20 protein-coding genes are annotated in these 25029 nt (G+C 60.4%); 11 read left to right on the plus strand and 9 right to left on the minus strand.

Features of this window, described 5'->3' with window-relative positions; all coding sequences use genetic code 11:
• Nucleotides 1-133: 133 nt before the first annotated feature.
• From speA to V6F91_RS13150, 8 genes are all read right to left on the minus strand, one after another.
• On the minus strand, nt 134-2047 hold the full coding sequence (gene speA / locus V6F91_RS13115; RefSeq protein ID WP_016771856.1) for an arginine decarboxylase: 1914 nt from the start codon (nt 2045-2047) through the stop codon (nt 134-136).
• 220 nt (nt 2048-2267) lie between these two features.
• The gene (locus tag V6F91_RS13120) at nt 2268-2639 is read right to left on the minus strand and encodes a translation initiation factor Sui1 (protein ID WP_332765030.1); all 372 of its coding nucleotides are present in this window, start codon (nt 2637-2639) and stop codon (nt 2268-2270) included.
• 187 nt (nt 2640-2826) lie between these two features.
• Nucleotides 2827-3384 (minus strand): NUDIX hydrolase, encoded by a 558-nt coding sequence (locus V6F91_RS13125; protein ID WP_332765032.1) that lies wholly within the window; start codon nt 3382-3384, stop codon nt 2827-2829.
• A 3-nt stretch (nt 3385-3387) separates the two neighbouring features.
• Nucleotides 3388-4455, minus strand: a complete 1068-nt coding sequence (locus V6F91_RS13130) for a DUF2333 family protein (RefSeq protein ID WP_332765034.1) — start codon at nt 4453-4455, stop codon at nt 3388-3390.
• Nucleotides 4456-4594: 139 nt separating this feature from the next.
• Nucleotides 4595-5068, minus strand: coding sequence for a hypothetical protein (locus V6F91_RS13135; protein WP_332765036.1), 474 nt, complete (start codon nt 5066-5068; stop codon nt 4595-4597).
• Nucleotides 5065-5571, minus strand: coding sequence for an Hcp family type VI secretion system effector (locus tag V6F91_RS13140; protein ID WP_332765038.1), 507 nt, complete (start codon nt 5569-5571; stop codon nt 5065-5067). The genes V6F91_RS13135 and V6F91_RS13140 overlap by 4 nt, the downstream gene beginning before the upstream one ends.
• Entirely contained in the window at nt 5550-6266 is a 717-nt protein-coding gene (locus tag V6F91_RS13145; RefSeq protein WP_332765040.1) for a hypothetical protein, read from the minus strand. Before V6F91_RS13145 ends, V6F91_RS13140 begins: the two co-directional genes overlap by 22 nt.
• Nucleotides 6263-7414 carry a DUF2515 family protein gene (locus tag V6F91_RS13150; RefSeq protein WP_332765042.1) on the minus strand — a complete coding sequence of 384 codons (1152 nt, stop codon included), beginning with the start codon at nt 7412-7414 and terminating at the stop codon, nt 6263-6265. The genes V6F91_RS13145 and V6F91_RS13150 overlap by 4 nt, the downstream gene beginning before the upstream one ends.
• 324 nt (nt 7415-7738) lie before the next feature.
• Between V6F91_RS13150 and gcbA the strand changes: the two genes are divergently transcribed.
• The 5 genes from gcbA (at nt 7739) to accC (ending at nt 13980) form a co-directional block, all read left to right on the plus strand.
• Nucleotides 7739-9409 (plus strand): diguanylate cyclase GcbA, encoded by a 1671-nt coding sequence (gene gcbA / locus V6F91_RS13155; RefSeq protein ID WP_203420582.1) that lies wholly within the window; start codon nt 7739-7741, stop codon nt 9407-9409.
• A 954-nt stretch (nt 9410-10363) separates the two neighbouring features.
• The gene (locus tag V6F91_RS27425; RefSeq protein WP_423815331.1) at nt 10364-11407 is read left to right on the plus strand and encodes a methyl-accepting chemotaxis protein; all 1044 of its coding nucleotides are present in this window, start codon (nt 10364-10366) and stop codon (nt 11405-11407) included.
• A 240-nt stretch (nt 11408-11647) separates the two neighbouring features.
• Nucleotides 11648-12100, plus strand: a complete 453-nt coding sequence (gene aroQ, locus V6F91_RS13165) for a type II 3-dehydroquinate dehydratase (protein ID WP_090281057.1) — start codon at nt 11648-11650, stop codon at nt 12098-12100.
• 48 nt (nt 12101-12148) lie between these two features.
• A complete protein-coding gene (accB, locus tag V6F91_RS13170) occupies nt 12149-12607 on the plus strand; it encodes an acetyl-CoA carboxylase biotin carboxyl carrier protein (protein ID WP_093105137.1) in 459 nt (152 codons plus the stop codon).
• 17 nt (nt 12608-12624) lie between these two features.
• Nucleotides 12625-13980 (plus strand): acetyl-CoA carboxylase biotin carboxylase subunit, encoded by a 1356-nt coding sequence (gene accC, locus V6F91_RS13175; RefSeq protein ID WP_203420579.1) that lies wholly within the window; start codon nt 12625-12627, stop codon nt 13978-13980.
• A 64-nt stretch (nt 13981-14044) separates the two neighbouring features.
• Here the strand turns inward: accC and V6F91_RS13180 are convergent, their stop codons facing one another.
• A complete protein-coding gene (locus V6F91_RS13180) occupies nt 14045-18001 on the minus strand; it encodes a type III effector 1 (protein ID WP_332765050.1) in 3957 nt (1318 codons plus the stop codon).
• A 192-nt stretch (nt 18002-18193) separates the two neighbouring features.
• On the opposite strand from V6F91_RS13180, the gene prmA reads away from it, so the two are divergent.
• From prmA to purD, 6 genes are all read left to right on the plus strand, one after another.
• Entirely contained in the window at nt 18194-19072 is an 879-nt protein-coding gene (gene prmA, locus V6F91_RS13185; RefSeq protein ID WP_332765052.1) for a 50S ribosomal protein L11 methyltransferase, read from the plus strand.
• A 30-nt stretch (nt 19073-19102) separates the two neighbouring features.
• Nucleotides 19103-20344, plus strand: a complete 1242-nt coding sequence (locus tag V6F91_RS13190) for a DUF3426 domain-containing protein (protein ID WP_332765054.1) — start codon at nt 19103-19105, stop codon at nt 20342-20344.
• A gap of 184 nt (nt 20345-20528) precedes the next feature.
• Nucleotides 20529-21539, plus strand: coding sequence for a tRNA dihydrouridine synthase DusB (gene dusB / locus V6F91_RS13195; protein ID WP_332765056.1), 1011 nt, complete (start codon nt 20529-20531; stop codon nt 21537-21539).
• On the plus strand, nt 21536-21856 hold the full coding sequence (gene fis, locus V6F91_RS13200) for a DNA-binding transcriptional regulator Fis (RefSeq protein WP_002555375.1): 321 nt from the start codon (nt 21536-21538) through the stop codon (nt 21854-21856). Before dusB ends, fis begins: the two co-directional genes overlap by 4 nt.
• Before the next feature lie 83 nt (nt 21857-21939).
• A complete protein-coding gene (gene purH / locus V6F91_RS13205; RefSeq protein WP_332765059.1) occupies nt 21940-23547 on the plus strand; it encodes a bifunctional phosphoribosylaminoimidazolecarboxamide formyltransferase/IMP cyclohydrolase in 1608 nt (535 codons plus the stop codon).
• A gap of 172 nt (nt 23548-23719) precedes the next feature.
• Nucleotides 23720-25015, plus strand: coding sequence for a phosphoribosylamine--glycine ligase (purD, locus tag V6F91_RS13210; RefSeq protein ID WP_332765061.1), 1296 nt, complete (start codon nt 23720-23722; stop codon nt 25013-25015).
• Nucleotides 25016-25029: the final 14 nt, after the last annotated feature.

Here is a 25029-nt window from a genome sequence, read left to right on the forward strand (position 1 = left end):
AGACCGGATGACTTTGCTGGCCTGGATCGGCAAGCATTTCGCGCAGATTTTGGGAGACATCCCACCAGATCATCCGAATTTTCCGCGGCTTGCGGGAAAGTTTCAGACAACCCGGCGAGATCGCCACCTGGCCTCAGGAAGACAGGTAGGAGGAGCGGGTCAGGCCCAGACGCAAGGCATCGAGAAATTGCGTGCGCTCGCTGGCACTGATGCGGGCACTGGCGCACTTGTCGCGGTAGTGCGTCATCAGTTCTTCCGGCGACAAGTGCACGTATCGCAGCATGTCTTCGATGGTGTCGTGGGTCTCGATGCCGGCGTGGTACACGCTGCCATCGGCGTTCTGGTAGATGTTCACCGAATCGGTGTCGCCGAACAGGTTATGCATGTCGCCGAGGATTTCCTGATAGGCGCCGACCAGGAACACGCCCAGCAGGTAGTCTTCGCCTTCGTTCAACGCATGCACCGGCAGACTGGTTTCGATGCTCTGCTCGTCGACGTACTGGTTGATCTTGCCGTCGGAGTCACAGGTCAGGTCCTGCAGCACCGCGCGGCGCAGCGGTTCTTCGTCGAGACGGTGCAGCGGGATGATCGGCAGCACCTGATCGATCGCCCAGGTGTCCGGCAGACTCTGGAACACCGAGAAGTTGCAGATGTACTTGTCCGCCAGCTTGTCGTTGAGCTCGTCGAGCACCTGGCGGTGCGAACGCTGACGCGCTTTGAGCGAGTTGTGCAGGCGACGGCACACGGCGAAGTAGCACTGCTCGGCGAGGGCTTTTTCCGCCAGGGTCAGCTTGCCGTCGGCGTACTGCGCAGCGACGTCGCTCATGTAGTGCGTGGCGCGCCAGTAGGTTTCGGTGACCATTTCGATGTCGGTCGGGCCGAGCAGGTCAACCAGCCACTGCACGGTTTCCGGCAGGCTTTCCTTGTTCTCGATCAGCGGGATTTCGTCATTGTGTTTCTCGACGTCTGTCACCTGCACCACGAGCATGGCGTGGTGCGCGGTCAGCGAGCGGCCGCTTTCGGAGAAGATATGCGGATGCGGCAGGCTCTGCGCGTCGCAGAATTCCTTGAGCATGCCGACCACGACACCGGCGTAATCGTCCATGTCGTAGTTGATCGAACTGGCATTGCGCGAGTGCGTGCCGTCGTAGTCGACACCCAGGCCACCACCGACGTCGATGTGATCGACCGGCAGACCGAGGTTGCGCAATTCGCCGTAGTAACGGATCGCTTCCTTGAAGCCGTGCTGGTAGTCCGCGAGGTTGGCGATCTGCGAGCCCATGTGAAAGTGCAGCAGGCGAATGCCCTGATCCAGCCCGGCGCCACGGAAACGCTCGACCACTGACAGCAACTGTGCCGCCGAGAGACCGAACTTGGATTTTTCGCCACCGGTGTCCGCCCACTTCGAGGAGGCCAGCGACGACAGACGCACGCGCAAGCCAACCTGTGGCTTGACCTTGAGCGAGGCGGCTTCTTCGATCACCAGGCCGACTTCGGATTCTTTTTCGATGACGATGAATACGTTGTGGCCGAGCTTCTGGCCCATCAGCGCCAGGCGGATGAACTCACGGTCCTTGTAACCGTTGCAGACGATGGTGCCGCCCTTCGGCGCCAGCGCCAGCACGGCCAGCAGCTCAGGCTTGGAGCCGGCTTCCAGACCGATGGAGACGTTCTGGGTGGCGATGATGTTCTCGATCACCGCTTCCTGCTGGTTGACCTTGATCGGGTACAGCGCGGTGTATTTGCTCTGGTATTCCAGGCGCTCGATGTTCGAATCGAAAGCGCCGGTCAACTGACGGACACGGTCTTGCAGGATGTCGGGGAAACGTACCAGCAACGGCAAGGACAAACCGCTCTTGCGCAGTTGGTCGACTTGCTCGAACAGGTCGATGGGCGAGCTGCTCGGGCCGTTCGGACGTACTTCGACGCGACCGGCTTCATTGATCGCGAAATACCCGGCCCCCCAATGGCGAATCCCGTAAACGCTGCGGCTGTCCGCAACTGTCCATTGGCTGCCATCGTCTTTACGTGTGCGTCGTACGGACATCGAAGTCCCCTATAAAGAAGTCAGAGTGCGTCGCCTGTTGCTCAGGCCGGCGCAGTCTAAAGAATGAAAATGACGGTTCGTCAGTGCCGCGGTAGACCGCACTGACTGCGTGGAGTTTAGAAACCGGTCATGAACAGGCTCTGTGAAAACCATGGCGACGCCGCCGGTTCTGCAATACTGCAAAGCCGAATCAAGCCGCCGGAGGGTTTCACAGAGGCTGCTAGCCGCCGGACTTCTTCGCTTTGAAACCGTGCTTGATCAGCTCTGCCAACAGTAGCTCGACGTGATCGCCCTGGATTTCGATGATGCCATCCTTCAACGCCCCGCCCGTGCCGCAACGTTTCTTCAACGTTGTCGCCAGCTCTTTGAGCGCGTCTTCGGCCAGGGGCACACCGGTAATGGTGGTCACCGTCTTGCCGCCACGCCCCTTGCTTTCGCGACGCACGCGGGCAATGCCGTCACCGGCCGGGACCACGGTTTGTTTGCAGATACAGGCGTCCACCGGCTTGCTGCATTCCGGACAGTGACGACCTGCGTCGGTAGAAAATACCAGGCCGCCCAGGGCGGCGAAGGATGCGGCTTTTTTGGCCACCGGCAATCCTCTCGGGAGGACAAAGACTGATCGCAACCTTGGGCAAGGTCAGCGACCGCGAAGCCCCACTCAGGCAGGGGCAGCGCAACTGCAGCGAACGCTTATGCAAAAGCGCTCGGCACAGCTTGAAAAGGTCGCGCAGTGTAACGGCAAAAATCGCGATTGCTAAGTGCCAATCGGCGCCAATTCATGCGTTCTTTGCGACGTCGCTTTGCTGGACCTTGAGATAGCGCTTCAGAGCTGCCAAAGAGTCCGGGCAATAAGGCTTTTGCAAGATTTCCTGCATGACCTGTTCGACGGGAATGAAGCGCGCTTCAAGGACTTCTTCCGGCTGCAGTTTCAGCGGACCGTCCCAGACAGCGGAAAACGCCGAACACCAGAGCCGGTTGCCGGTGTCTTCGAAGTAGAAATGATCGTGAGCGGTGAGCTCGACGCCGCTGACGCCCAGCTCCTCTTCCAGCTCGCGAGCCGCCGACTCGGCATAGCTTTCATCCGCCTGGACCATGCCGCCCGCAGCGACATCCCAATAACCGGGATAGATCGCCTTGCTCAACGTGCGCCGGTGCACGCACAGCTCACCGGCGGAATTGAACAGCATGATGTAGGTCCCACGGCCGATCAGCCCGCGCTCGCGCAAATCGGAGCGCACCAGGGCACCGAGCAGGTTGTCGTGCTCGTCGACCCAGGCGATCTGTTCGGCATCGGAGGCGGCGCGATGGGCTGCCTCCCTGGCGTTGTGGCTCATTGATCAGCCCTGATTGAGCAGTTGACGCAAATCGATTACCGCGGCATTGGCCCGGGAAATATAGTTGGCCATGACCAGCGAGTGGTTGGCCAGCACGCCGAAGCCGCTGCCATTGAGAATCATAGGACTCCACACCGGTTCCTGCGAGGCTTCCAGCTCGCGAATGATCTGACGCACGCTGACCGTCGCGTTCTTCTTCGCCAGCACATCGGCAAAATCGACTTCGATCGCGCGCAGCAAGTGCGACAGCGCCCACGCCTGACCGCGTGCTTCATAGAAGACGTTGTCGATCTGCATCCACGGCGTCTCGACGACTTCCTCGTCGACCTGCGGCACTTCGCCGACGGCGGGCACTTCGGTTTTCAGCGCGGTATTGAGTTTGACCCGGCCAACACTGGCCGACAGCCGTTGCGACAGCGAACCGAGACGGGTGCCGACATCGCCCAGCCAGTTATTGAGGTTGTCGGCGCGCGCGTAGAACAGCGCGTTTTTCTGGTTCGGGTCGGACAGGCGCGACTGATAGCGGCTCAGGGAATTGATGCCTTCCTGGTATTCCGACTCGCTGGACGGCAGCACCCAGCTCTTGTTATCGAAGTTGAAACGCGGTTCGGCCTTGGCCAGATCGGCGTCTTCGGCCGACTGCGACTGCGAACGGGCAAAGTCCTTGCGCAAGGCACGGGTCAGGTCACGCACCTGCACCAGCACGCCGTATTCCCAGCTCGGCGTATTGTCCATCCACAGGCCCGGCGGGAAGCGGTCGTTGGAAATGTAGCCGCCCGGTTTGTCGAGCAAGGTGCCGGCGACGGTCTTCAGGGTTTCGACCGTGGTGTAGCCGACCACCATTTGCTTGCCTTCCTTCTCGGCCGCGACCTGGGCATTTTGCGCCACCGGAAACAGCGCCGGCTCCTGGCTCCAGTACCAGCCAAGACCAATGGTCACCAGCAGATAAATGCCGACCAGGGTGGCCAGCGCGCGGCTGAACAACAGCCCGCCGACGTAGCTGCGGGTGGCCGACTTGGGCTCGGCGGCACGTTCAGGCGCACTGCCCGCGCGGTTTTTCCAGTCCAGCATGGCGATATCCTTTCAATCACTTGGGTTCAACGGTTCGACCACAACCATACAACAACGTGCCTTGGCCGGGCACGCGCTATCAGGGCGCTGGCGCAAAACAAGCGCAGGGTGTCGCGAACGAAAGGATAGACGCAGCGATTCAGGCGTTGAAAATCCGCAACGACAGCTGCGCCTGCTCGCTGGCAAACAGATGTGCAATGCCTTGGGCATCTGTCCGGCGCTGACTGGGTATGCCGTCGACCGTGGCGATGCAGGCCTGCGCAGGCAACGGTTCGCCGGTCACGCTGTCGACCAGACGAAAGATTCGCGGGGTGCGGGTGGGCTGCTCTGGAGGATTGTCCATCAAATCGAGCACGGCCTGTTTAAACAATGCTTCGGCGCCTTGCCAGTGGCCATATTCGGCCTCGGCTTTGATCAGGCACCATTCGCCCTGTCTGATCTGCGCCAGGACTTCGCTGTCCAGATTGATCATCAAGCCCGCGCGCAGTTGATCCAGCCCTTCGAGCGATTGCCGCCCGTCCAGAAGACCTGCCACCTGCTCCAGCGCCTCCTCCACGGGACAGACATGCTGGCGCTCGTCATCGGTCAGGCTGAACTCACGGACCAGCCTCATCGCTGCCCCTCACCTTGCCACTCGTCCGAACCCATCGTCCGGCTGATTTCGTGGCGCCAGTAGATGCGGCGGTAGCTGAAATGGACTTTTTCCAGCTGCGTGAGGTGCGACGTGCCGCTGTCGAGGCAGTGCGGCATCAATATTTCGCTGCCGACCACCAACGCGTCCTCCAGCTCCAGCGTATAGAAATGCTCTTGCACGCCGCCGGCCGACGTGCGGTAAAACTCCACGCGGCATTCGCTCAACAGCTCTCCGCCAGACAGCGCCATATTCAGCAAGGGCGAGGCCTTGTCGAGGGTTTTGGTGATGATCAATGGTTTGTGCATCCGCCGCGCGGCGCCCTGGTCCTTGGGTATGTACAGGCCATGGCTGAGGGCCTGGACCATGATCTTGTCTTCGCGCCCACTCTGGTAAGTATTGCCCACCGACGCTTCGGTGAAAGCGCCGGCCGTGATCAGGCCCTGGCGGCTACCGTGGATGGTCATGAAGGCTGGGATGGGCATGGGATCGCTCCTTTTTCGGGTAGAGGTGGGGGGAAGTGATGGGATTCGAGACGGCGATCTTCGATTTCGTCGAAAGGAATCCAGGGCTCCGCCACGGCGAGAGTGATGAGGTAGCGCTCCTGATCGAGGTGCCTTGAATCTCTAAAGCGCGCAAGAATCAGCATTGCCTGGTATTTGTCGCCGGCCTGCCAGAATGACACCCCTGGAAGCACTCCTTGTCTGACGTATGCGCGCCACTCAGGGGTGTCCGCGATTGTCGGGTCACCCTGCGTACCCATCGGTTTCCAGCCTTTTGCGCACCATTGGGTCTGCAGATCGACAATTACCTTCATGGCGTCATCTATGAGCAAAGGCTCGATTTGCGGAGACATGCGAAGGTCGTCGACGACGTTGTCATCGAAACCGACTGATAAAAAACGGGCGAGAGGTGTCTCGAATCCAAATTGCGAATCAATAAAGCGCAGACGAGCATCGGACTTGGGACTACCTGCCCATATGTGACCGCGAATCAATGGGCTGAAACGGGTTGTCGAGCGCTCCATCATGCTTTCATACGTGCCGCCGATTTCCACGACGATCACCGGATCGTTCCATAACGGCCGCAGCGCTTGACGAGCAGCAACCAGCGCCAAAATGAAACCAAGCACAAGCAACGCCCAATATCGCCAGCGCAGATGAGAGAAGCGCAACTTCATGCCCCTACCGCCATTGCCGCAATTTCTCGAATGGACTGCGCCAGTGCGCCTTGATTGTCGTCATTGAGCATTTCATCAAAGCGTGCCGCCGCCCGAAGCACAAATTCCATTCGCTGATCGATATCAGACAGATCCGCCAGTGGATGGCTGTTGAAGTCGATTGTGCGGCCATCATCGACGCGGCGGCATTGACTGGTCAGGGTCAATTCGATGGCTTGAGCGACGCCAGACGGAAAGTCGGTGACATAAGCGAAATGATTGCCCCGCAAAAGCGCAACCAGATGAAGGTTTTCGTAAATGGTTGGCTGAAGAATGTTGCGCTGCTCATGTCTTGCCAAATGCTCCACGCTTTCGGCGATTTCCCCCGCTTCCATAGCTTCAAAGGCTTTTTCGATTTCAGCATGCTCACGACCGAAAACAAGTGTTTCATCACCCACTGGCCAAAGCACCGGCCACTTCGCATGACCGAAAATCTTTCGCCTGTCGCGAAGACACTTTTTCAACTCCGCCAACCCGCGCACCGCATAAAACTGATGCAACGGATAAACATCCAGAAACAGCGTGGTGTTGCCCATCGCCATCATTTCGAACACATGCTTGAACTGTCGCTGGACTATCGACTGTTCTTCGCCAAGCCCCCGAACATCCACGGCAGCAAGCGGATTGCGCGCCCGGGCCTGTTGATACTCGCCCAACGCAGCGGCCTGTTCCGGCATCTTGCCTGGAGTCAGCAATCCGGCTTCGCTGCGGCTATCGCGCAGACGTTGCCGCGCTTCATGTTCCTCGCGGATGCTTTCGATACTGTGCGCCGCGTGCAGCAAGCCGCAGCCCACCTGCTTGGAGGCAAACGCCGCCAGGCCCGCCCATTGAAAACGTGGGTCGTGCAGCCACAACCGGGCATAGGCCGCGTTGATCGCCCGATTGCGCGCGACCGGATCGGCAATCAACACGCCGTTCGGAGCGACGATTTTTTCGGCCGCGCGCTGATAACGCCGCCAGAGGCATTGGCAGGTCAGCACTGGCACTTCCGTCACCTGGACCCGCTCGCCATACAACAGCTCTTCGCCGCAGGCGCAGTCGTCGATGGGCATGATGCTGTGATTGAGGCGCTGTGAATCACTGGCGAGTTCGTTGAAACATTGGCTCATGGTGGATGGACGGCAGCTAGGGGAATCCCTGAACCGTACCAGCCAATCTGGTCGGTGAAAGCGCGTGGAAGAAAAATCAGAAACAGCTGTCAGACGCCACCCTTCAAGGCCGGTGAAATGTCGACAGCGCTGGCAGGATTGCTCGAAAAGCCCCGATATTCGAGCACTTGGCGCAAATCAGAGAAAAAAACAAAACCAACCAGTCAGAAACTGAATTGTGTCGCACATCAGATTATTGACGTACGACACTCGTCTAAGGGAAAAGAGGTGCTAGCATAGAGCCACCAGTCGACCTCAGCATGCAGCCTAACTAGTAGTCAGGATATGACCGAGCCAGAAGACCCCAGCCGTGAGCGTCTCAAGCACCACTTTGCCCAGCGGGTAATTCATCAGGCGCGGCAGATTCTCGAAATTTGGCAGCGCCTGCAGCGCAGCGAATGGTCAACCGTCGACCTCGCCGAACTGAGCGAGGCGAATTTGCGCCTGCTGCGTTTTGCCGAGCGCTTCGAACAGCCTGAGCACACGCAGCTGGCGCGACATATCAGCCAGTCGCTGGAAGCAGTGGACGCCAATCGCGGCCGCCTCAGCAGCGGGCTGATCACCGACCTCAATCGGTTGATGCAGCGCCTGTCGCGCACCGGGCTGCGGCATGGCGATCAGCTCGAGCAGACCTTCCTGCCGCCGCTGCGCAAACCAATCTATGTGCTGCTGCAGGATCACGACCGTGCTGAACGGTTGGCCAAACAACTTGAGTTCTTTGGCCTGAGCGCGCAAGCGCTGGACAGCGTTTCGGCGTTTCGCTCATCGATGGTCGAGCGCCTGCCGGCAGCGATCGTCATGGACGTGGACTTCAGCGGCCCCGGCGTCGGCCTGAAGCTTGCCGCTGAAGCCCAGGTCGGTCTCGACGAGCCGTTGCCGCTGCTGTTTTTCAGCCTGCATGAAACCGACACCCCGACCCGTCTCGCCGCCGTGCGCGCCGGCGGTCAGGAATTTCTCACCGGCACCCTCGAAGCGTCGAGCCTGCTGGAAAAAATCGAAGTGCTCACCTGCGTCGCGCAGTACGAGCCTTATAAAGTGCTGATCATCGATGATTCGCGCGCCCAGGCCTTGCACACCGAGCGCTTGCTCAACAGCGCCGGGATCGTCACCCGCACGTTGATCGAGCCGATCCAGGCGATGGCCGAACTGGCGGATTTTCAACCCGACCTGATCATCCTCGACATGTACATGCCGGCCTGCACCGGCACCGAACTGGCCAAGGTGATTCGCCACAACGACCGTTACGTCAGTGTGCCGATCATTTATCTGTCGGCCGAAGACGATCTGGACAAGCAGCTCGACGCCATGAGCGAGGGCGGCGATGATTTCCTGACCAAACCGATCAAGCCACGCCACCTGATTACCACGGTGCGCAACCGTGCCGCCCGCGCGCGCAATCTGAAAGCGCGGATGGTGCGTGACAGCCTCACCGGCCTGTACAACCACACGCACATCCTGCAATTGCTTGAGGACTGCTCGTTCCGCGCCCGCCGCGAGAACAAGCCGCTGAGTTTCGCCATGCTCGACATCGACCACTTCAAACGGGTCAACGACAGCCATGGCCATCCGATGGGCGACCGGGTGATCAAGAGCCTGGCGCTGTTTCTCAAGCAGCGTCTGCGCAAGACCGATTTCATCGGCCGTTACGGCGGTGAAGAGTTCGCCATCGTCATGCCCGACACTGATATTGAAGCAGCGCACAATGTGCTCGATGAGATCCGCCAGCGCTTCGCCGAAATCCACTATCCGGCGCAGCCGCAGGACTTGTGGTGCACCTTCAGCGCCGGTGTGGTGGAAATGCACGACGACTGCGACAGCCTGATGATGGCCAGTCAGGCCGACGAAGCGCTGTACCGCGCCAAGGGTGCCGGACGCAATCGGGTACAGACCGCGCGGCACTCAAAGCAAAGTGCCACTTTTTCATCGGAATCCACTGATTCGGTCATAACCCTGTAACAGAACCGCAATAAATTCAGGCGCTTACCATTTCTGCCGTTGGTAGCCGTCATGCGCCTGAAGTTGCTCACCAATCTCAATACGCTGCTGCTGGTCGCCGTGTGCCTGGCACTCGGCGCCACGCTGTGGTGGTCGCAAAAAGCCCTGGAGCGCCCCTATTTGCTGATGGAGCGATATCTGGGCTTGTCCCAGCAATTCCAGAACGAGGTCGCGCGCAACGTCGAGGATTACCTCGCCAGCGGCGACGCCTTGCGGTTGAGCAGCGCCAGCCAGGCTATCGATGATTTGCAGACCCAGATCGCTGAACTGCCGCCCGCGCTGGCCGAATCACTGCGCCCAAGCCTGTCCGGGCTGGCCGAATTCAGCAAGACCGACCTGCTCGCCGCCGGTAAACTGGCCGGTGATCCGCAGGCTTTGCTGCTGCAAGCCGAGCGCGAGTTGAGCGCCAGCCTCGAACAACTGAGCACGTACGCCAACGGCAACGCGAGCTATCTGACGCCGCTGCTGGTGGCGTCGCAGCATCTGGGCAAACTTTCGCTCGCACGGGACAAACTGGTCAGCAGCGGACGCAGCGAACTGGCCGCGGATGTCGAGCGCGAAGTCAGCAACATCCGCGCCCAGGCGCAAGCCATCGACGCCCTGCCCTTGCTCGGCGTGGTCAGTCAGAGCGCATCGGGCAGCGATGACTTCGCCGCGATGATGGGTATTGAGAACAGCGAAAAAACCGTCGCCGAAGACGCTGGCGTCGGCCTCAAACGCGAACTCAACAGCTTGCTCGGTCGTTATCCGGCGGAGCTTGAGCGCACCCGCGAACAGATTCAGAAACGCACTGATTTAAGTGTCGCGACCCATCAGAAAATCGCTGCGGTGCAACAAGCCATCGCTGCTCTGGAACCGGCGGTGCGCGCCCAGCACGGCCAGATCCAGGGCGAAGTGCGCTTGCTGCAAGGCGTCATGATCGGCCTGATTCTGCTGATCGCGTTGCTGATCGACACCTTGCAGCGCAGTCTGGCGCGCACTTTGACCAATCTCGCCCCCGCGCTGTCAACCTGGGCCGAGGGCGATTTCAGCAGTGACATCCGCTTGGGCAAGACCAACCGCGAACTGCATGACATCGAAGCCTCGCTCAATCGCTTGCGAGCGTATCTGGTGGATCTGGTCGGAACCATTCGCGGTAATGCCGAGCAAGTGGCGGGCAGCAGTCGCACCCTCGCCGAATTGAGCAATGACCTGCACAGCGGTGCTGAACATCAGGCCGGCGACACCGCGCTGATCCGCGATTCGCTGGGCGAACTGGAAGCGACCATTCAACAGGTTGCCGGCGATGCGCAGCAGGCAGCGGACGCCAGCCGCCACGCGGGCCTTGCCGTTGAACATGGTCAGACGGTGATCGGCCAGAGCCTCACCGGGCTGCATGCCTTGGTCGGCGAGGTACAGGGCAACGCGCAGATGATTGAGCACCTGGCTGAAGAGTCGGCCACCATCGGCGGCGTGCTGACGGTGATTCGCTCGATCGCCGACCAGACCAACCTGCTCGCCCTGAACGCGGCAATTGAAGCGGCGCGCGCCGGGGAAATGGGTCGCGGGTTTGCCGTGGTGGCCGAAGAAGTGCGTTCACTGGCGCAACGCACCGCCGGCGCCACGGCGGAAATTCAGACGTTGATCGCCGGCCTGCAAACGGCCGCACGGCAATCGGTCGAAGGCATGCGTGCGCAGGTCGAACACGCCGAGGCCACCGCCAATCAGGCGCAAGCGGCGGACGGTGCACTGGACAAGATCGTTGGCGCGATCCAGACCATTGCCGACACGGCGATCCGCATTGCCGATGTGACCGCGCAGCAGAGCGGCGCGGTCAGCGAGATTCGTGATCACAGTGAGCGAATTCATCAACTGGGTGGGGATAATCTGCTGCGCATTGGTCGCGGTCGCGAGCAGGGTGAGAATCTGCTCGTTCTGGGCGGACAACTGCATACCGCCGTTCAAGCCTTCCGCGTCTGACAGACCGCCTTCGCGAGCAGGCTCGCTCCCACAATGGAAGCACAACCCTGTGGGAGCGAGCCTGCTCGCGAAGAGGCCCGCCCTGTTATCGCAAATGACCAGATCAGAGCACTTGGTCACATACTTCGCGCAAACATCGGCCATCGTGCCGGCTATTGCATGGAACTGGACAGTCACAAAGGCTTTGCGGCATAGTCGCCGGGTTCTGACGATTGCTCATTCATGACAAGGACTCCGCAGATGGCGACCCTACTGGTGCTGCACGGCCCCAACCTGAACCTGCTCGGCACCCGCGAACCCGGCACCTACGGTTCAACGACCCTGGCGCAGATCAATCAGGATCTGGAGCGTCGCGCCCGTGAAGCCGGCCATCATCTGCTGTATCTGCAAAGCAACGCCGAGTACGAATTGATCGAGCGCATCCACGCTGCCCGCGGCGAAGGTGTCGACTTCATTCTGATCAATCCGGCGGCTTTTACGCACACAAGTGTCGCATTACGTGACGCGCTGCTGGGAGTGAGCATCCCATTCATCGAAGTGCATTTGTCCAACGTGCACAAACGCGAACCTTTCCGCCATCACTCCTACTTCTCCGACGTAGCGGTGGGAGTGATCTGCGGCCTTGGCGCCAGCGGTTACCGACTGGCCCTGGAGGCCGCGCTAGAACAGCTTGAAACACAGGCAACGACTTGAACAACAAGCGTTAAACGCCCCTGACCGACCCTTGGGAGTTGATGATTCATGGATATCCGTAAAGTTAAGAAACTGATCGAATTGCTGGAAGAGTCCGGCATCGACGAGCTCGAGATCAAGGAAGGCGAAGAGTCCGTACGCATCAGCCGTCACAGCAAGACTCCGGCTCAGCAATACTACGCGCCGGCCCCGATGCAGGCTCCGGCCGCTGCACCTGCCGCCGCTCCAGTCGCTGCTGCAGCCCCGGTTGCCGCTGCTGCCCCGGCGCTGAACGGCACCGTTGCCCGTTCGCCGATGGTCGGCACCTTCTATCGCAAATCTTCGCCAGCGTCGCCAGCCTTCGTTGAAGTCGGCCAGACCGTGAAGAAAGGCGACACCCTGTGCATCGTCGAAGCCATGAAGATGATGAACCACATCGAAGCTGAAACCAGCGGTGTGATCGAGTCCATCCTCGTCGAAGACGGCCAGCCGGTTGAGTACGACCAACCGCTGTTCACCATCGTTTGAACTGCGGAGAGCCTTTGATGACTGCGAAGTTGGAAAAAGTTCTGATCGCGAACCGCGGTGAGATCGCCCTGCGGATTCTGCGTGCCTGCAAAGAGATGGGCATCAAGACCGTCGCCGTTTACTCCAAGGCCGACAAAGAGCTGATGCACCTGGGTCTGGCGGACGAATCCGTCTGCATCGGCCCGGCGTCTGCCTCTCAGTCTTACCTGCACATCCCGGCCATCATCGCCGCCGCTGAAGTGACTGGCGCTACCGCCATTCACCCAGGCTACGGTTTCCTCGCGGAAAATGCCGATTTTGCCGAGCAGGTCGAGAACTCCGGCTTCGCCTTCATCGGCCCGAAAGCCGAAACCATTCGCCTGATGGGTGACAAGGTTTCCGCCAAGCACGCGATGATCGAAGCAGGTGTGCCGACCGTTCCTGGTTCCGACGGCCCATTGCCGGAAGACGAAGAAACAGCGCTGCGCATCGGTCGCGAAGTCGGCTACCCGGTGATCATCAAGGCCGCTGGCGGCGGCGGTGGTCGCGGCATGCGCGTGGTGCACAAGGAAGAAGACCTGATCGCGTTCGCCAAACTGACCCGCACCGAAGCTGGCGCGGCGTTCGGCAACCCGATGGTCTATCTGGAAAAATTCCTCACCAACCCCCGCCACGTCGAAGTGCAAGTGCTGTCTGACGGCCAGGGCCACGCCATCCATCTGGGCGACCGCGACTGCTCGCTGCAGCGTCGTCACCAGAAGGTTCTCGAAGAAGCGCCGGCACCGGGCATCGACGAGAAAGCGCGTCAGGAAGTACTGGCTCGCTGCGTCAAGGCGTGCATCGACATCGGCTACCGTGGCGCCGGCACTTTCGAGTTCCTCTACGAAAACGGTCGTTTCTACTTCATCGAAATGAACACCCGTGTTCAGGTGGAGCACCCGGTTTCGGAGATGGTCACGGGTATCGACATCGTCAAGGAGATGCTCAGCATCGCCGCTGGCAACAAGCTGTCGTTCACTCAGGATGACGTGGTGATCCGCGGTCACTCGCTGGAGTGCCGCATCAACGCCGAAGACCCGAAAACCTTCATGCCGAGCCCGGGTACGGTCAAGCATTTCCACGCCCCAGGGGGCAACGGCGTGCGCGTCGACTCGCACCTGTACAGTGGTTATGCCGTTCCGCCGAACTACGACTCGCTGATCGGCAAGCTGATCACTTACGGCGCGACCCGCGACGAAGCCATGGCGCGCATGCGCAATGCCCTGGACGAAATCGTGGTCGACGGGATCAAGACCAACATCCCGCTGCACCGTGATCTGGTCCGCGACGAAGGCTTCTGCAAAGGCGGTGTGAACATTCACTACCTCGAGCACAAGCTGGCCAAACAGTCGTAAGACTGCACCGGCGTGAAAAACCCGATCCTTGCGATCGGGTTTTTTTATGCCTGCAACAAACACATCAGTTCATCAATACCGTCGAAAAAGCCTGTTCCTCGATCATCGCGGCGGTGGCCCGACGTCCTGCCTGATCGACTACGCTGCCTGAGCCATCCTCATACAACGGCCTGCTGCGCACTCGCTGCATGAAGCTCGTCGCACGCGTCGAGACCGCGTCATTGGCATACCGCGCCCGTTGCAAAACCGGCGTATACAAACGCTCAACCTGACTGGCGGAGGTCTTGAACACAGTCGATACACCGTTCTGCAAATTCAACGAGACGGCATAATTGTTCCCGAGGCAAGAAGAATACGACCAGTAATCCCAGGTCGGTCGCAGCCCTTGCTGGCGCAACACACTCCTGATCGATCCGCCGATATCCGTGCCAGTCAACCAGTCGCCGCCGACCAGCGTAGCGCGAACATCCTTGGCCGAACCTCCCAGGCGCTTCATCACGTTCCGAACAGTGCGCTCGACCAGCGAGCGAATGTTGTGATCGAAATGGATGACCGCACCCACCTTCGTTAGCGGGTTGTACATCGAGGCGATGACACAGGTCTGCGCGTTCAGCGAAAACAGATAGTTGTCCCTGGACCCGGCGATGAACTTCGCCACCACCGCCTCCCCCTGCATTGCCCCGCGGTTGAGCAACGGTTCGACGTGCCCGGGAAACGCGTTGCGAAGGTTTTGCACTTGACCAAGATTGCGCACCTGATCATTGCCGCCGCGCAATCCGACCCGGTCATGCGTCCACTTACCGTTCGCGGTCAAACGGATGGGCCGCTGATAAATGGCCGTGGGTCGACGGGCATCAATCAGGCTGAGCCCACCGAAATGCGGGTTTTCCTTGACCTGGAAATAGCTGCCTCTGTTACGGATGTAGTAGGTCGGCTGAGGCTGCGCAGCACTTGCCGGACTGCGCCATGTGCCGTAAAAGACGCCTTCTTCAGTGACCCGCTGCAATTGTTCGGGTGTCTTGCCGACTGCCTGCCTGGCGCGAAAACGCACTTCCCGAACCGCTGGCAGCGTTTCCTTGCGAACGAGTGTCACGGCCTCAAGGCGTTCGGCCAACAAGGAGACCGGCCTCGTCGTGCGTCTCAGGTTTCTGGCCGTGCCTGCGAGCAATTTGACCGAACTGCCGGCGCCAGCCATGGCAAACAGCGCGCCCCAGGATGCTTCCAGCCAATGACCGAGCGCGCCATCAACATCGCCCTCCAGGTGCGCCGCGATTGCCTGAACGGCGCTGACAGCGATGAACACAACATCCAGCAGCAAGGCAAAAGGCGCAAATACCATGCAAAACGGTGCAGCGCCGAACATCAGTCCCTTGACCACTTGTCTCTCGATCATTTCCGCGCGGCTGGTGGTGATGTCCTCCACGTCGGTGACCGTGCGCTCGATGTAAGCGTTGAATTCGCTGCGTGCGTCCCCCACTCGTTGCGCTTCGAACAGCGTATCGACGCGCTGTTTCTTTGCCGCTATCGCTCGCAACGAGCGCGACACCGTATTGCGCGCAGCAACGGGGCTGCGCGCCATCAGATAGTCATGCAATGTAGCGGCAACGTCGCCCTCCAGTGACAGATACGGCCGCACCGTCAGACCGTCGGGCGCGTCCGGCGTGTATAGCCACCGGGACGGCTCGGGGTGGCAGCAGATAAAGACGTATACCCCGAGCACGACGTTATGGCGCACGGTAAGCCTGAACACCCCGTCACTCGTCGCAATGTCGGCGCCCGGCGAATGCGCTCCCGGCGCAGGCAGTTGACTCAACAGCGAAACCTGACGAACCAGAGCTGAATACACCGCGTCGCTCAATCGTGCCTGACTTCTGGCAATGCGCAGATCGCGATCCATTTTCGACAGCAGCACATTGCGGTAGCCGAACCGGCGCGACTCGTAGATTTCATCGCGAGCGTCCAGATATTGGCCACGGATTTCTTTCGCGTATTTTTCACCCAGCCAGGCCCCACGCATGTACCGCGCCAGATCGGCGCTGCGCACCTGACTCAGATCCTGACCGACTGACGAGCGCACACCTCTTTTCGGATGTTCGATGCCAGCGTTGTCGTCGTAGCCGTAGATCGCCAGGTCGAGCAGACTGGCTGATGATTGCTTCCTGCGGTCGACAATGCCGGGGCTGTAATCGATCAACACGGTCGCCGGGTCGACCGGCTCGAGCACATTCTTGCTGCGCATGTACGGCGCAATCGCGGCGGCAACCGTGCGCCTGGCGAAGTCGACGAAAACTTCGAAACCGCCCAGCAATTCACTGAAAGCCTGCTGATGCACTATCAGCTCCTGATTCAGACTGCTGATGCGCCGGCGGGCATCAAGGCCAAGCGTCGTGTACCAGCGCAGCGAGTTGTCTTCCTCGATACGCTGCAGATTTTTTGCCAGGCCCATTTTTACCGCTGTTTCGATGCATTCGGCGAACGGCAATGGGTCACGACGGATGTCGCTGGTCATTCCCCAGAGTGCCGGGCTCGCCGACACGGCTAACAGGTAATCGCGCGCCGTACGATGTGCAGTTGGCGCAAGTTGCTGCAACAGGTATTCGCGCCCGGATTCGCTCTGCGTCCAGCTCCAGACTTCTCCGGTCAACGCCGCCAGCGAACGCAAGCGCACCCACTCCTGGCCGTCTGGCTTGTTCGGCGCGTACAACAAGAGATCCTCAACCTTTTGCGCAGTCTCTTCGCGATAACACACCAGCAGCTCAGCACACTGCATGCCATTGGGCAGCGTCAGCGCGGCGAACTGCAAACGTGCTTGCATGACATCCGCCGCCCACGCCTGCTCGAGACGCTCATGATCGGCCACAGTCAAATGCCCGGCGCAACGCGCGACGAACGCGCTCTGCTTGAGCCGCGCGGTAAGCCAGTCGAACGAGGCTTTGTGTACGTCAATGCGCTCGTACTGTCCGGGGAGGATTTGCAGGTAATCCGCCGGATAGTCCTGCTCTGCCAGCATGTCGGCAACGAATGTCGGCGTCAGAGGCTGATTACGTTGCGAAGCACCACTGGTAACGTCCAGCACTGCAGCAAAATCCTTACCGATCGGCCCGGCTGCGAGCAATTCGCTCAGGCTGCGGTTTTGCGTCGGCTCGCCAACGGCCGAGCGCCATTTCAAGCGCACCTCGATCCGGTCCGGCTCCACTTCGATGTCAAGCTTGAGCTGAAGGTAATCGATCGCTTGTTGACGGGCGAAGGCGCGCAGCGATCCATAGCCTTCCAGCAGATCATCAAGCGCGGCCTGCCCCAGCGCCGTCTGTTGCTGATACTGGCGCAACCTGGCACGGTCCGGTTCGTTCAGCACTCGCAGCCAGTGCGGCAAATTCGCGTATGACTGCGCTTGAAGCAATTTCTTTTCCGTACCGGTTGCCAGCGAGGTCAACCGATACCGGCGAGTGCTTCGGCGATGAATCCTGTCGATTTGCCTGCGCAAGCGATCCAGTGTCAGCGCCGCGAGCCGGTCTGCGTTGAACAGCGCGTCGATGTCGTCGATAAAACGCTGCAGCTTGCGCAAGACGAGGCGATCGAACGCCGCCTCCTGCCCCTTGGTTTCCCAATGTTCTTGCAGGTAGTTCTTGTACTGAACAAGGAAATGCCCGGCAACGCTATCCACTGTCTGGATGACCGCCTGACGATGGCTGGCGGCCAATCCGCGGTCGGCGCCGCCTGGCCAGCGGTACGGCGAGTCGCGGATCGCCAGGTACATCAAAGACTTGCCATCGATCATTTTCTGCATAACCGCATCAAGCAGGACCTGCACAAATCCCGGATCGATATTGCCGTCAGGGTAATGATTGCGCAGTTCGGTCAATGCGAAATCTTCCATGGCCTCCAGCAAGCTCATCTGGCTGCTCAGGCGCTTGTCGATCAGCGCCTGCCAACGCGTAATCCGCAGCAAAACCTCCTGCACCGTCCCGGTAGAGGCAGCGGCGGTTGCCGTTTCTTCTACAATCCCTTGTTGACTCGCCATATCCCAGCCCGTCGTTGCGTAGAAATGAGCGTGTACTGTATTTGCCGACAAACACGCTCAGGCGATACACAGGTATATCGCGCCCGCCAATGTGTAACAGCAAAGCGGCTTGTCCACTTTGCCGGCGACCTGGCGTAAACTGCGCGCTTTTGCAGCTTCGGGCTGCCCCACAGATTTTTGAAGGTAACCGCCATGCCCTGGCTGCAAGTCCGTCTCGCCATCACCCCGGAACAAGCCGAAACCTACGAGGACGCGTTCCTTGAAGTCGGCGCCGTGTCGGTGACTTTCATGGACGCTGAAGATCAGCCGATCTTCGAGCCAGAACTCAACACCACCCCATTGTGGTCGCACACCCATCTGCTGGCCCTGTTCGAGGGCGGCACCGAACCGCAACCGGTGCTTGCTCATCTGGAGTTGCTGACCGGCAGTCCGCTGCCCGAGCACCACAGTGAAGTGATCGAAGATCAGGATTGGGAACGCAGCTGGATGGACGGTTTCCAGCCGATGCGTTTCGGTCAGCGCCTGTGGATCGTGCCGAGCTGGCACGCCGCGCCGGAGCCTGATGCGGTCAACCTGCTGCTGGACCCGGGCCTGGCCTTCGGCACCGGCACGCACCCGACCACTGCGCTGTGCCTGGAATGGCTCGATGGCCAGGATCTGAAAGACTGCAACGTGCTCGACTTCGGCTGCGGCTCGGGGATTCTGGCGATCGCGGCGCTGCTGCTTGGCGCGAAACAAGCGGTCGGCACCGACATCGACGTGCAGGCGCTGGAAGCGTCGCGCGACAATGCCGGGCGCAACAATATCGCCGACGAGTTGTTCCCGCTGTACCTGCCGCACGATCTGCCGCAGGTCAAAGCCGATGTGCTGGTCGCCAACATTCTCGCCGGCCCGCTGGTTTCGCTGGCGCCGCAGCTGTCTGGCCTGGTCAGGACCGGCGGGCGCCTGGCATTGTCCGGCATTCTCGCTGAACAAGGTGACGAAGTCGCCGCCGCTTATGCACAGAACTTCGATCTCGACCCGATTGCCAATCGCGACGGCTGGGTGCGCATCACTGGCCGTCGGCGCTAATATGAGCGCCTGCATAAACCGGATCGCCGCATGACCGACAGCTTCGTCACTCAGTGCCCGCATTGCCAAACCAGTTTCCGTGTCAGCCACGCCCAGTTGAGCGTGGCCCGCGGAGTGGTTCGCTGCGGCTCCTGCCTGCAAGTGTTCAACGCCGCCAAACAGTTGCTTGAACAACACGCCGGCAAGGATGCGCTGACGCCCGTCGCGCCGCCGCAGGCTGAAGCGCCATCGCCTTCTATCGATGAAGCACCAGCGCCGCGCGCGATCAGCCAAAGGCAGTGGAACGCTTCGGAGCTGGATCTCGACAGCCTCGATCTGGATCAGGAACTGGCCCGTCTCGAACAGCGCGAAATCCAGCCGGCCACCGAACTGGGGCATCCGCGCGAGGACGCCCTGAGTGCGCGCCGCGACAGCCCCGAACCGGATGATGCGGCATGGCCCGGCAGCCTGTTCAGCGAACCGGTTGACGAGCGCACATCGAAGCCGGATGTCGAGACGGACATCGAAGCCATCGAAATCCTCGAACCCGAGCGCACCGAACCCTCGCTGTCGCTGGAGCCGGTGGATCTGGATGACGAACCGCGCATCCCGCAGCTGCGCCTGCACGACCCGATCGACCCGAATGCCCGCCATGAGCGGCTGTCGGCCAGCGACGACAGCGATGATGACGATTTGCCGTCGCTCGCGCCGCTGCGCAAAAAGCGCGAACGCGCAGAACCCGGCGTACGCGCCGACCTGCAAGACCTCACCGACGACCCGCTGCAACTTGGCTGGCAGAAACGCCGTTCGCCCTGGGGCCGACGCCTGCTCTGGCTGCTGCTGGTGCTGATCGCGGCGGGCGGTCTGGCGGCGCAGTACATCGCCTATCATTTCGACGAATTGGCACGGCAGGATCAATACCGCCCGTGGTTCCAGCAAATCTGCCCGCAGATCGGCTGCACGGTGCCGTCCAAGGTCGACATCGCCAGAATCAAGAGCAGCAATCTGGTGGTGCGCAGCCATCCCGAGTTCAATGGTGCGCTGGTGGTCGATGCGATCATCTACAACCGAGCGACGTTTTCCCAGCCGTTTCCGTTGCTGGAACTGCGCTTTGCCGACCTCAACGGCCATCTGATCGCCAGTCGTCGCTTCAAACCCGGCGAATACCTCAAGGGCGATCTTGAAGGTCTGCCGGAGATGCCGCCGCAGACGCCGATCCACATCGCACTGGACATCCTCGATCCAGGCCCGAAAGCGGTGAATTACAGCCTGAGTTTCCACTCGCCCGAGTGAAGCCCGCGAGGCTTGTGCATTGACGGCGGTTTTCTGACTTCGCCGCGCTCGACCAAACCAGTGGCGATAACGAAATTACTGTTCAGATTTTGTTCAATTCAGCCTTTAACCAGTCATCGAGAGCGGGTATCATGCCAACCCTTTTTCGAACTCTCATGATCCGGCCCCACCTCAGGGAAGTCCTATGTCGGCGGTACGCATCGGCCCATACACATTGCAGAACGGCTTGATTCTCGCCCCGATGGCGGGGGTCACCGACCAGCCCTTTCGTCAGCTGTGCAAGCGTCTGGGCGCAGGCCTTGTAGTCTCGGAAATGGTCACCAGTGACATGAGCCTGTGGAACACCCGCAAGTCGCGCATGCGCATGATCCACGAAGGCGATCCCGAGCCACGCTCGGTGCAGATTGCCGGGGGTGATGCGCAAATGCTGGCGGACGCGGCCCGGGCCAACGTAGAACTGGGTGCGCAGATTATTGACATCAACATGGGTTGCCCGGCGAAGAAAGTCTGCAACAAGGCCGCCGGCTCCGCGTTGCTGAAAGACGAAGCACTGGTGACCGAGATCCTGCAGGCCGTGGTGGCTGCGGTGGATGTACCGGTCACGCTGAAGATCCGCACCGGCTGGGATCGCGAGAACAAGAACGGCCTGACCGTGGCGAAAATCGCCGAACAGGCCGGGATCACTGCGCTGGCCGTGCATGGCCGCACGCGCGCCGATCTGTACACCGGGGAAGCCGAATACGACACGATTGCCGCGATCAAGCGGGCGGTGTCGATTCCGGTCTTCGCCAATGGCGATATCGATTCGCCAGAGAAGGCCCGTTACGTGCTTGATGCCACGGGTGCCGATGGCCTGTTGGTGGGTCGCGCCGCTCAAGGGCGGCCATGGATTTTTCGTGAGATCGATCATTTCCTGCGGACCGGCGAGAAATTGCCGGCGCCGGAACTGAACGAAGTGGAACGCATTCTGCTGGAACATCTGGCCGCCCTTCACGCTTTCTATGGGGATGTGATGGGCGTGCGCATTGCGCGCAAGCATGTGGGCTGGTATCTCGCAACCTTGCCGGGCGCCAGGGAGTTTCGCGCCCGTTTCAATCGTTTGGATGGTACGGAAACACAATGCGCCAACGTTCGGGAGTTCTTCGCCGAGCGTTACAAGAGCCTGACAGGGGACGAAGAAGGGGTGGCCGCATGACGATGATGACCGAGACTTTAGTGAGTGGAACAACACCCGTGAGCGACAACGTGAATTTGAAACAGCACCTCAACACGCCGAGCGAAGAAGGCCAGACCCTTCGCGGGAGTGTCGAGAAGGCGCTGCACAATTATTTCGCCCACCTTGAGGGCGCGTCCGTCACGGATGTGTACAACCTGGTGCTCTCCGAAGTCGAGGCTCCCCTGCTCGAAAGCGTGATGAACTACGTCAAGGGCAACCAGACCAAGGCCAGTGAGCTGCTGGGACTCAACCGCGGCACGCTGCGCAAGAAACTCAAGCAGTACGATCTGCTGTAAGCATTCAATCAAACCAGAAAGGCGCCCGCGTAAAAAACGGTCGCCTTTTTTGCTGACTTCCTTTGCTTTTGATGGAAATTGAGATGACCGACCAGACTACCCGCCTGCCGATCCGCCGCGCCTTGATCAGCGTTTCCGACAAGACCGGGATCCTCGAATTCGCCAAAGAGCTGGAAGCTCTCGGCGTCGAGATCCTCTCCACCGGCGGAACGTTCAAGCTGCTGCGCGACAACGGCGTTGCCGCAGTGGAAGTCGCGGATTACACCGGTTTCGCCGAAATGATGGACGGTCGGGTGAAAACCCTGCACCCGAAAATCCACGGCGGCATCCTCGGTCGTCGCGGTATTGACGACGCGATCATGAGTGAACACGGCATCCAGCCGATCGATCTGGTTGCGGTCAACCTGTACCCGTTCGAAGCCACCATCAACAAGCCAGGCTGTGACCTGCCGACCGCCATTGAGAACATCGACATCGGCGGCCCGACCATGGTCCGTTCGGCGGCGAAAAACCACAAAGACGTGGTGATCGTGGTGAATGCCAGCGACTACACCAGCGTGCTGGAAAGCCTGAAGGCCGGCGGCCTGACCTACGCCCAGCGTTTCGACCTGATGCTCAAGGCTTTCGAACACACCGCGGCCTACGACGGCATGATCGCCAACTACATGGGCACCGTGAATCAGGCGGCTGAAACCCTCACCACCGAAGGCCGCAGCGAATTCCCGCGCACCTTCAACAGCCAGTTCATCAAGGCCCAGGAAATGCGCTACGGCGAGAACCCGCACCAGAGCGCGGCGTTCTACGTGGAAGCCAAGCCTGCCGAAGTCGGCATCGCCACCGCGACGCAACTGCAGGGCAAAGAGCTGTCGTACAACAACGTGGCCGACACCGACGCCGCGCTGGAATGCGTGAAGAGCTTCGTCAAGCCGGCCTGCGTGATCGTCAAGCACGCCAACCCGTGTGGCGTAGCCGTAAGCCCGGACGCCGAAGGCGGTATCCGTCAGGCTTACGAACTGGCCTACGCCACCGACACCGAATCGGCCTTCGGCGGCATCATCGCCTTCAACCGTGAACTGGATGCCGAGACTGCCAAAGCGATCGTCGAGCGTCAGTTCGTTGAAGTGATTATCGCTCCGAGCGTGAGCGCAGAAGCCCGCGCCATCGTCGCTGCCAAAGCCAACGTGCGCCTGCTGGCCTGCGGCGAGTGGTCGGCAGACCGCGCCGCCGCGTGGGACTACAAGCGCGTCAACGGTGGCCTGCTGGTACAGAGCCGCGATATCGGCATGATCAGCGCCGATGACCTGAAAGTCGTGACCAAGCGCGCCCCGACCGAACAGGAAATCCACGACCTGATCTTCGCCTGGAAAGTCGCCAAGTACGTTAAATCCAACGCCATCGTCTACGCGAAAAACCGTCAGACCATCGGTGTCGGCGCCGGCCAGATGAGCCGCGTAAACTCGGCGCGTATCGCCGCGATCAAGGCTGAGCACGCGGGTCTGCAGGTCGCCGGTTCGGTGATGGCCTCGGACGCGTTCTTCCCGTTCCGTGACGGTCTGGACAACGCGGCCAAGGTTGGCATCACCGCAGTGATCCAGCCGGGTGGTTCGATGCGTGATGCTGAAGTGATTGCTGCTGCCGATGAAGCGGGCATTGCAATGGTCTTTACGGGCATGCGCCACTTCCGTCACTGAAATACGGCAGCTACAAGTCTCAAGCTGCAAGCTGCAAGAAAGAGCAGGCATGTGTCGCTCTTTCTTGCAGATGCACCCTTATTAATTCAGAGCCATAAGCTGTAGTTAAGAGCCACACATTCGCTCTTGCTTGCAGCTTATAGCTTGCAGCTTTCTCCGAAGGAGTCTTTCTTTGAACGTTTTGATCATTGGCAGCGGTGGCCGTGAACATGCCCTGGCCTGGAAAGTGGCTCAGGATCCGCGCGTGCAGAAGGTTTTCGTCGCGCCGGGCAACGCCGGTACGGCGATCGAAGCCAAGTGCGAGAACGTCGCCATCGATGTGCTCGCACTTGAGCAACTGGCCGATTTTGCCGAGAAGAACGTTTCCCTGACCATCGTCGGCCCGGAAGTGCCGCTGGTCGCCGGTGTCGTCGATCTGTTCCGCTCTCGGGGTCTGGACTGCTTCGGTCCGACCGCTGGTGCTGCGCAGCTCGAAGGCTCGAAAGCGTTCACCAAGGATTTCCTCGCGCGTCACAAGATCCCGACCGCCGACTACCAGAACTTCACCGAGATCGAGCCAGCGCTGGCCTATCTGCGTGAAAAAGGCGCGCCGATCGTGATCAAGGCCGATGGCCTGGCCGCCGGTAAAGGCGTAATCGTCGCCATGACCCTGGCTGAAGCCGAAGACGCCGTGCGCGACATGCTCGCCGGCAACGCGTTCGGCGACGCCGGTTCGCGGGTGGTCATCGAGGAATTCCTCGACGGCGAAGAAGCCTCGTTCATCGTCATGGTCGACGGCAAGAATGTCCTGCCGATGGCCACCAGCCAGGACCACAAACGCGTCGGCGACGGCGACAGCGGCCCGAACACCGGCGGCATGGGTGCTTACTCCCCTGCCCCGGTGGTCACCGCCGACGTGCACCAGCGCGTAATGGACCAGGTGATCTGGCCGACCGTGCGCGGCATGGCCGACGAAGGCAACGTCTACACCGGTTTCCTCTATGCCGGCCTGATGATCGACAAGGCCGGCCATCCGAAAGTCATCGAGTTCAACTGCCGCTTCGGTGATCCGGAAACACAACCGGTGATGCTGCGTCTGCAATCGAGCCTGGTGTTGCTGGTCGAAGCCGCACTGGCGCAAGCGCTGGACAAGGTTGAAGCGCAGTGGGATCCACGTCCGAGCGTCGGTATTGTGCTGGCCGCCGGTGGCTACCCGGGCGACTATGCCAAGGGCGCGGCGATCAACGGTCTGGATGCAGCGGCAAGCCTGGAAGGAAAAGTGTTCCACGCCGGTACCGCACTGAAAGACGGCACCGTCGTCACCGCCGGTGGCCGTGTGCTCTGCGCGACTGCCATGGGTGCTACCGTGGGTGAAGCGCAGCAGCAGGCGTACAAGCTGGCAGCGGCCATCGACTGGGAAGGCTGCTTCTACCGCAAGGACATTGGCTACCGCGCCATTGCCCGTGAACGTGGCGAAACGCAAGAATAAGCCGAGTCATGCCC

It is taken from the genome of Pseudomonas koreensis (assembly GCF_036668835.1).
GTDB lineage: Bacteria > Pseudomonadota > Gammaproteobacteria > Pseudomonadales > Pseudomonadaceae > Aquipseudomonas > Aquipseudomonas koreensis_I.

Bases quoted from the DNA above. Each gene is read 5' to 3' on its own strand.
- speA (WP_016771856.1), bottom strand. From the start codon at position 2,047: ATGTCCGTACGACGCACACGTAAAGACGATGGCAGCCAATGGACAGTT.
- V6F91_RS13125 (WP_332765032.1), bottom strand. From the start codon at position 3,384: ATGAGCCACAACGCCAGGGAGGCAGCCCATCGCGCCGCCTCCGATGCC.
- V6F91_RS13130 (WP_332765034.1), bottom strand. From the start codon at position 4,455: ATGCTGGACTGGAAAAACCGCGCGGGCAGTGCGCCTGAACGTGCCGCC.
- V6F91_RS13135 (WP_332765036.1), bottom strand. From the start codon at position 5,068: ATGAGGCTGGTCCGTGAGTTCAGCCTGACCGATGACGAGCGCCAGCAT.
- V6F91_RS13140 (WP_332765038.1), bottom strand. From the start codon at position 5,571: ATGCCCATCCCAGCCTTCATGACCATCCACGGTAGCCGCCAGGGCCTG.
- V6F91_RS13145 (WP_332765040.1), bottom strand. From the start codon at position 6,266: ATGAAGTTGCGCTTCTCTCATCTGCGCTGGCGATATTGGGCGTTGCTT.
- V6F91_RS13150 (WP_332765042.1), bottom strand. From the start codon at position 7,414: ATGAGCCAATGTTTCAACGAACTCGCCAGTGATTCACAGCGCCTCAAT.
- gcbA (WP_203420582.1), top strand. From the start codon at position 7,739: ATGACCGAGCCAGAAGACCCCAGCCGTGAGCGTCTCAAGCACCACTTT.
- V6F91_RS27425 (WP_423815331.1), top strand. From the start codon at position 10,364: ATGATCGGCCTGATTCTGCTGATCGCGTTGCTGATCGACACCTTGCAG.
- aroQ (WP_090281057.1), top strand. From the start codon at position 11,648: ATGGCGACCCTACTGGTGCTGCACGGCCCCAACCTGAACCTGCTCGGC.
- accB (WP_093105137.1), top strand. From the start codon at position 12,149: ATGGATATCCGTAAAGTTAAGAAACTGATCGAATTGCTGGAAGAGTCC.
- accC (WP_203420579.1), top strand. From the start codon at position 12,625: ATGACTGCGAAGTTGGAAAAAGTTCTGATCGCGAACCGCGGTGAGATC.
- V6F91_RS13180 (WP_332765050.1), bottom strand. From the start codon at position 18,001: ATGGCGAGTCAACAAGGGATTGTAGAAGAAACGGCAACCGCCGCTGCC.
- prmA (WP_332765052.1), top strand. From the start codon at position 18,194: ATGCCCTGGCTGCAAGTCCGTCTCGCCATCACCCCGGAACAAGCCGAA.
- V6F91_RS13190 (WP_332765054.1), top strand. From the start codon at position 19,103: ATGACCGACAGCTTCGTCACTCAGTGCCCGCATTGCCAAACCAGTTTC.
- dusB (WP_332765056.1), top strand. From the start codon at position 20,529: ATGTCGGCGGTACGCATCGGCCCATACACATTGCAGAACGGCTTGATT.
- fis (WP_002555375.1), top strand. From the start codon at position 21,536: ATGACGATGATGACCGAGACTTTAGTGAGTGGAACAACACCCGTGAGC.
- purH (WP_332765059.1), top strand. From the start codon at position 21,940: ATGACCGACCAGACTACCCGCCTGCCGATCCGCCGCGCCTTGATCAGC.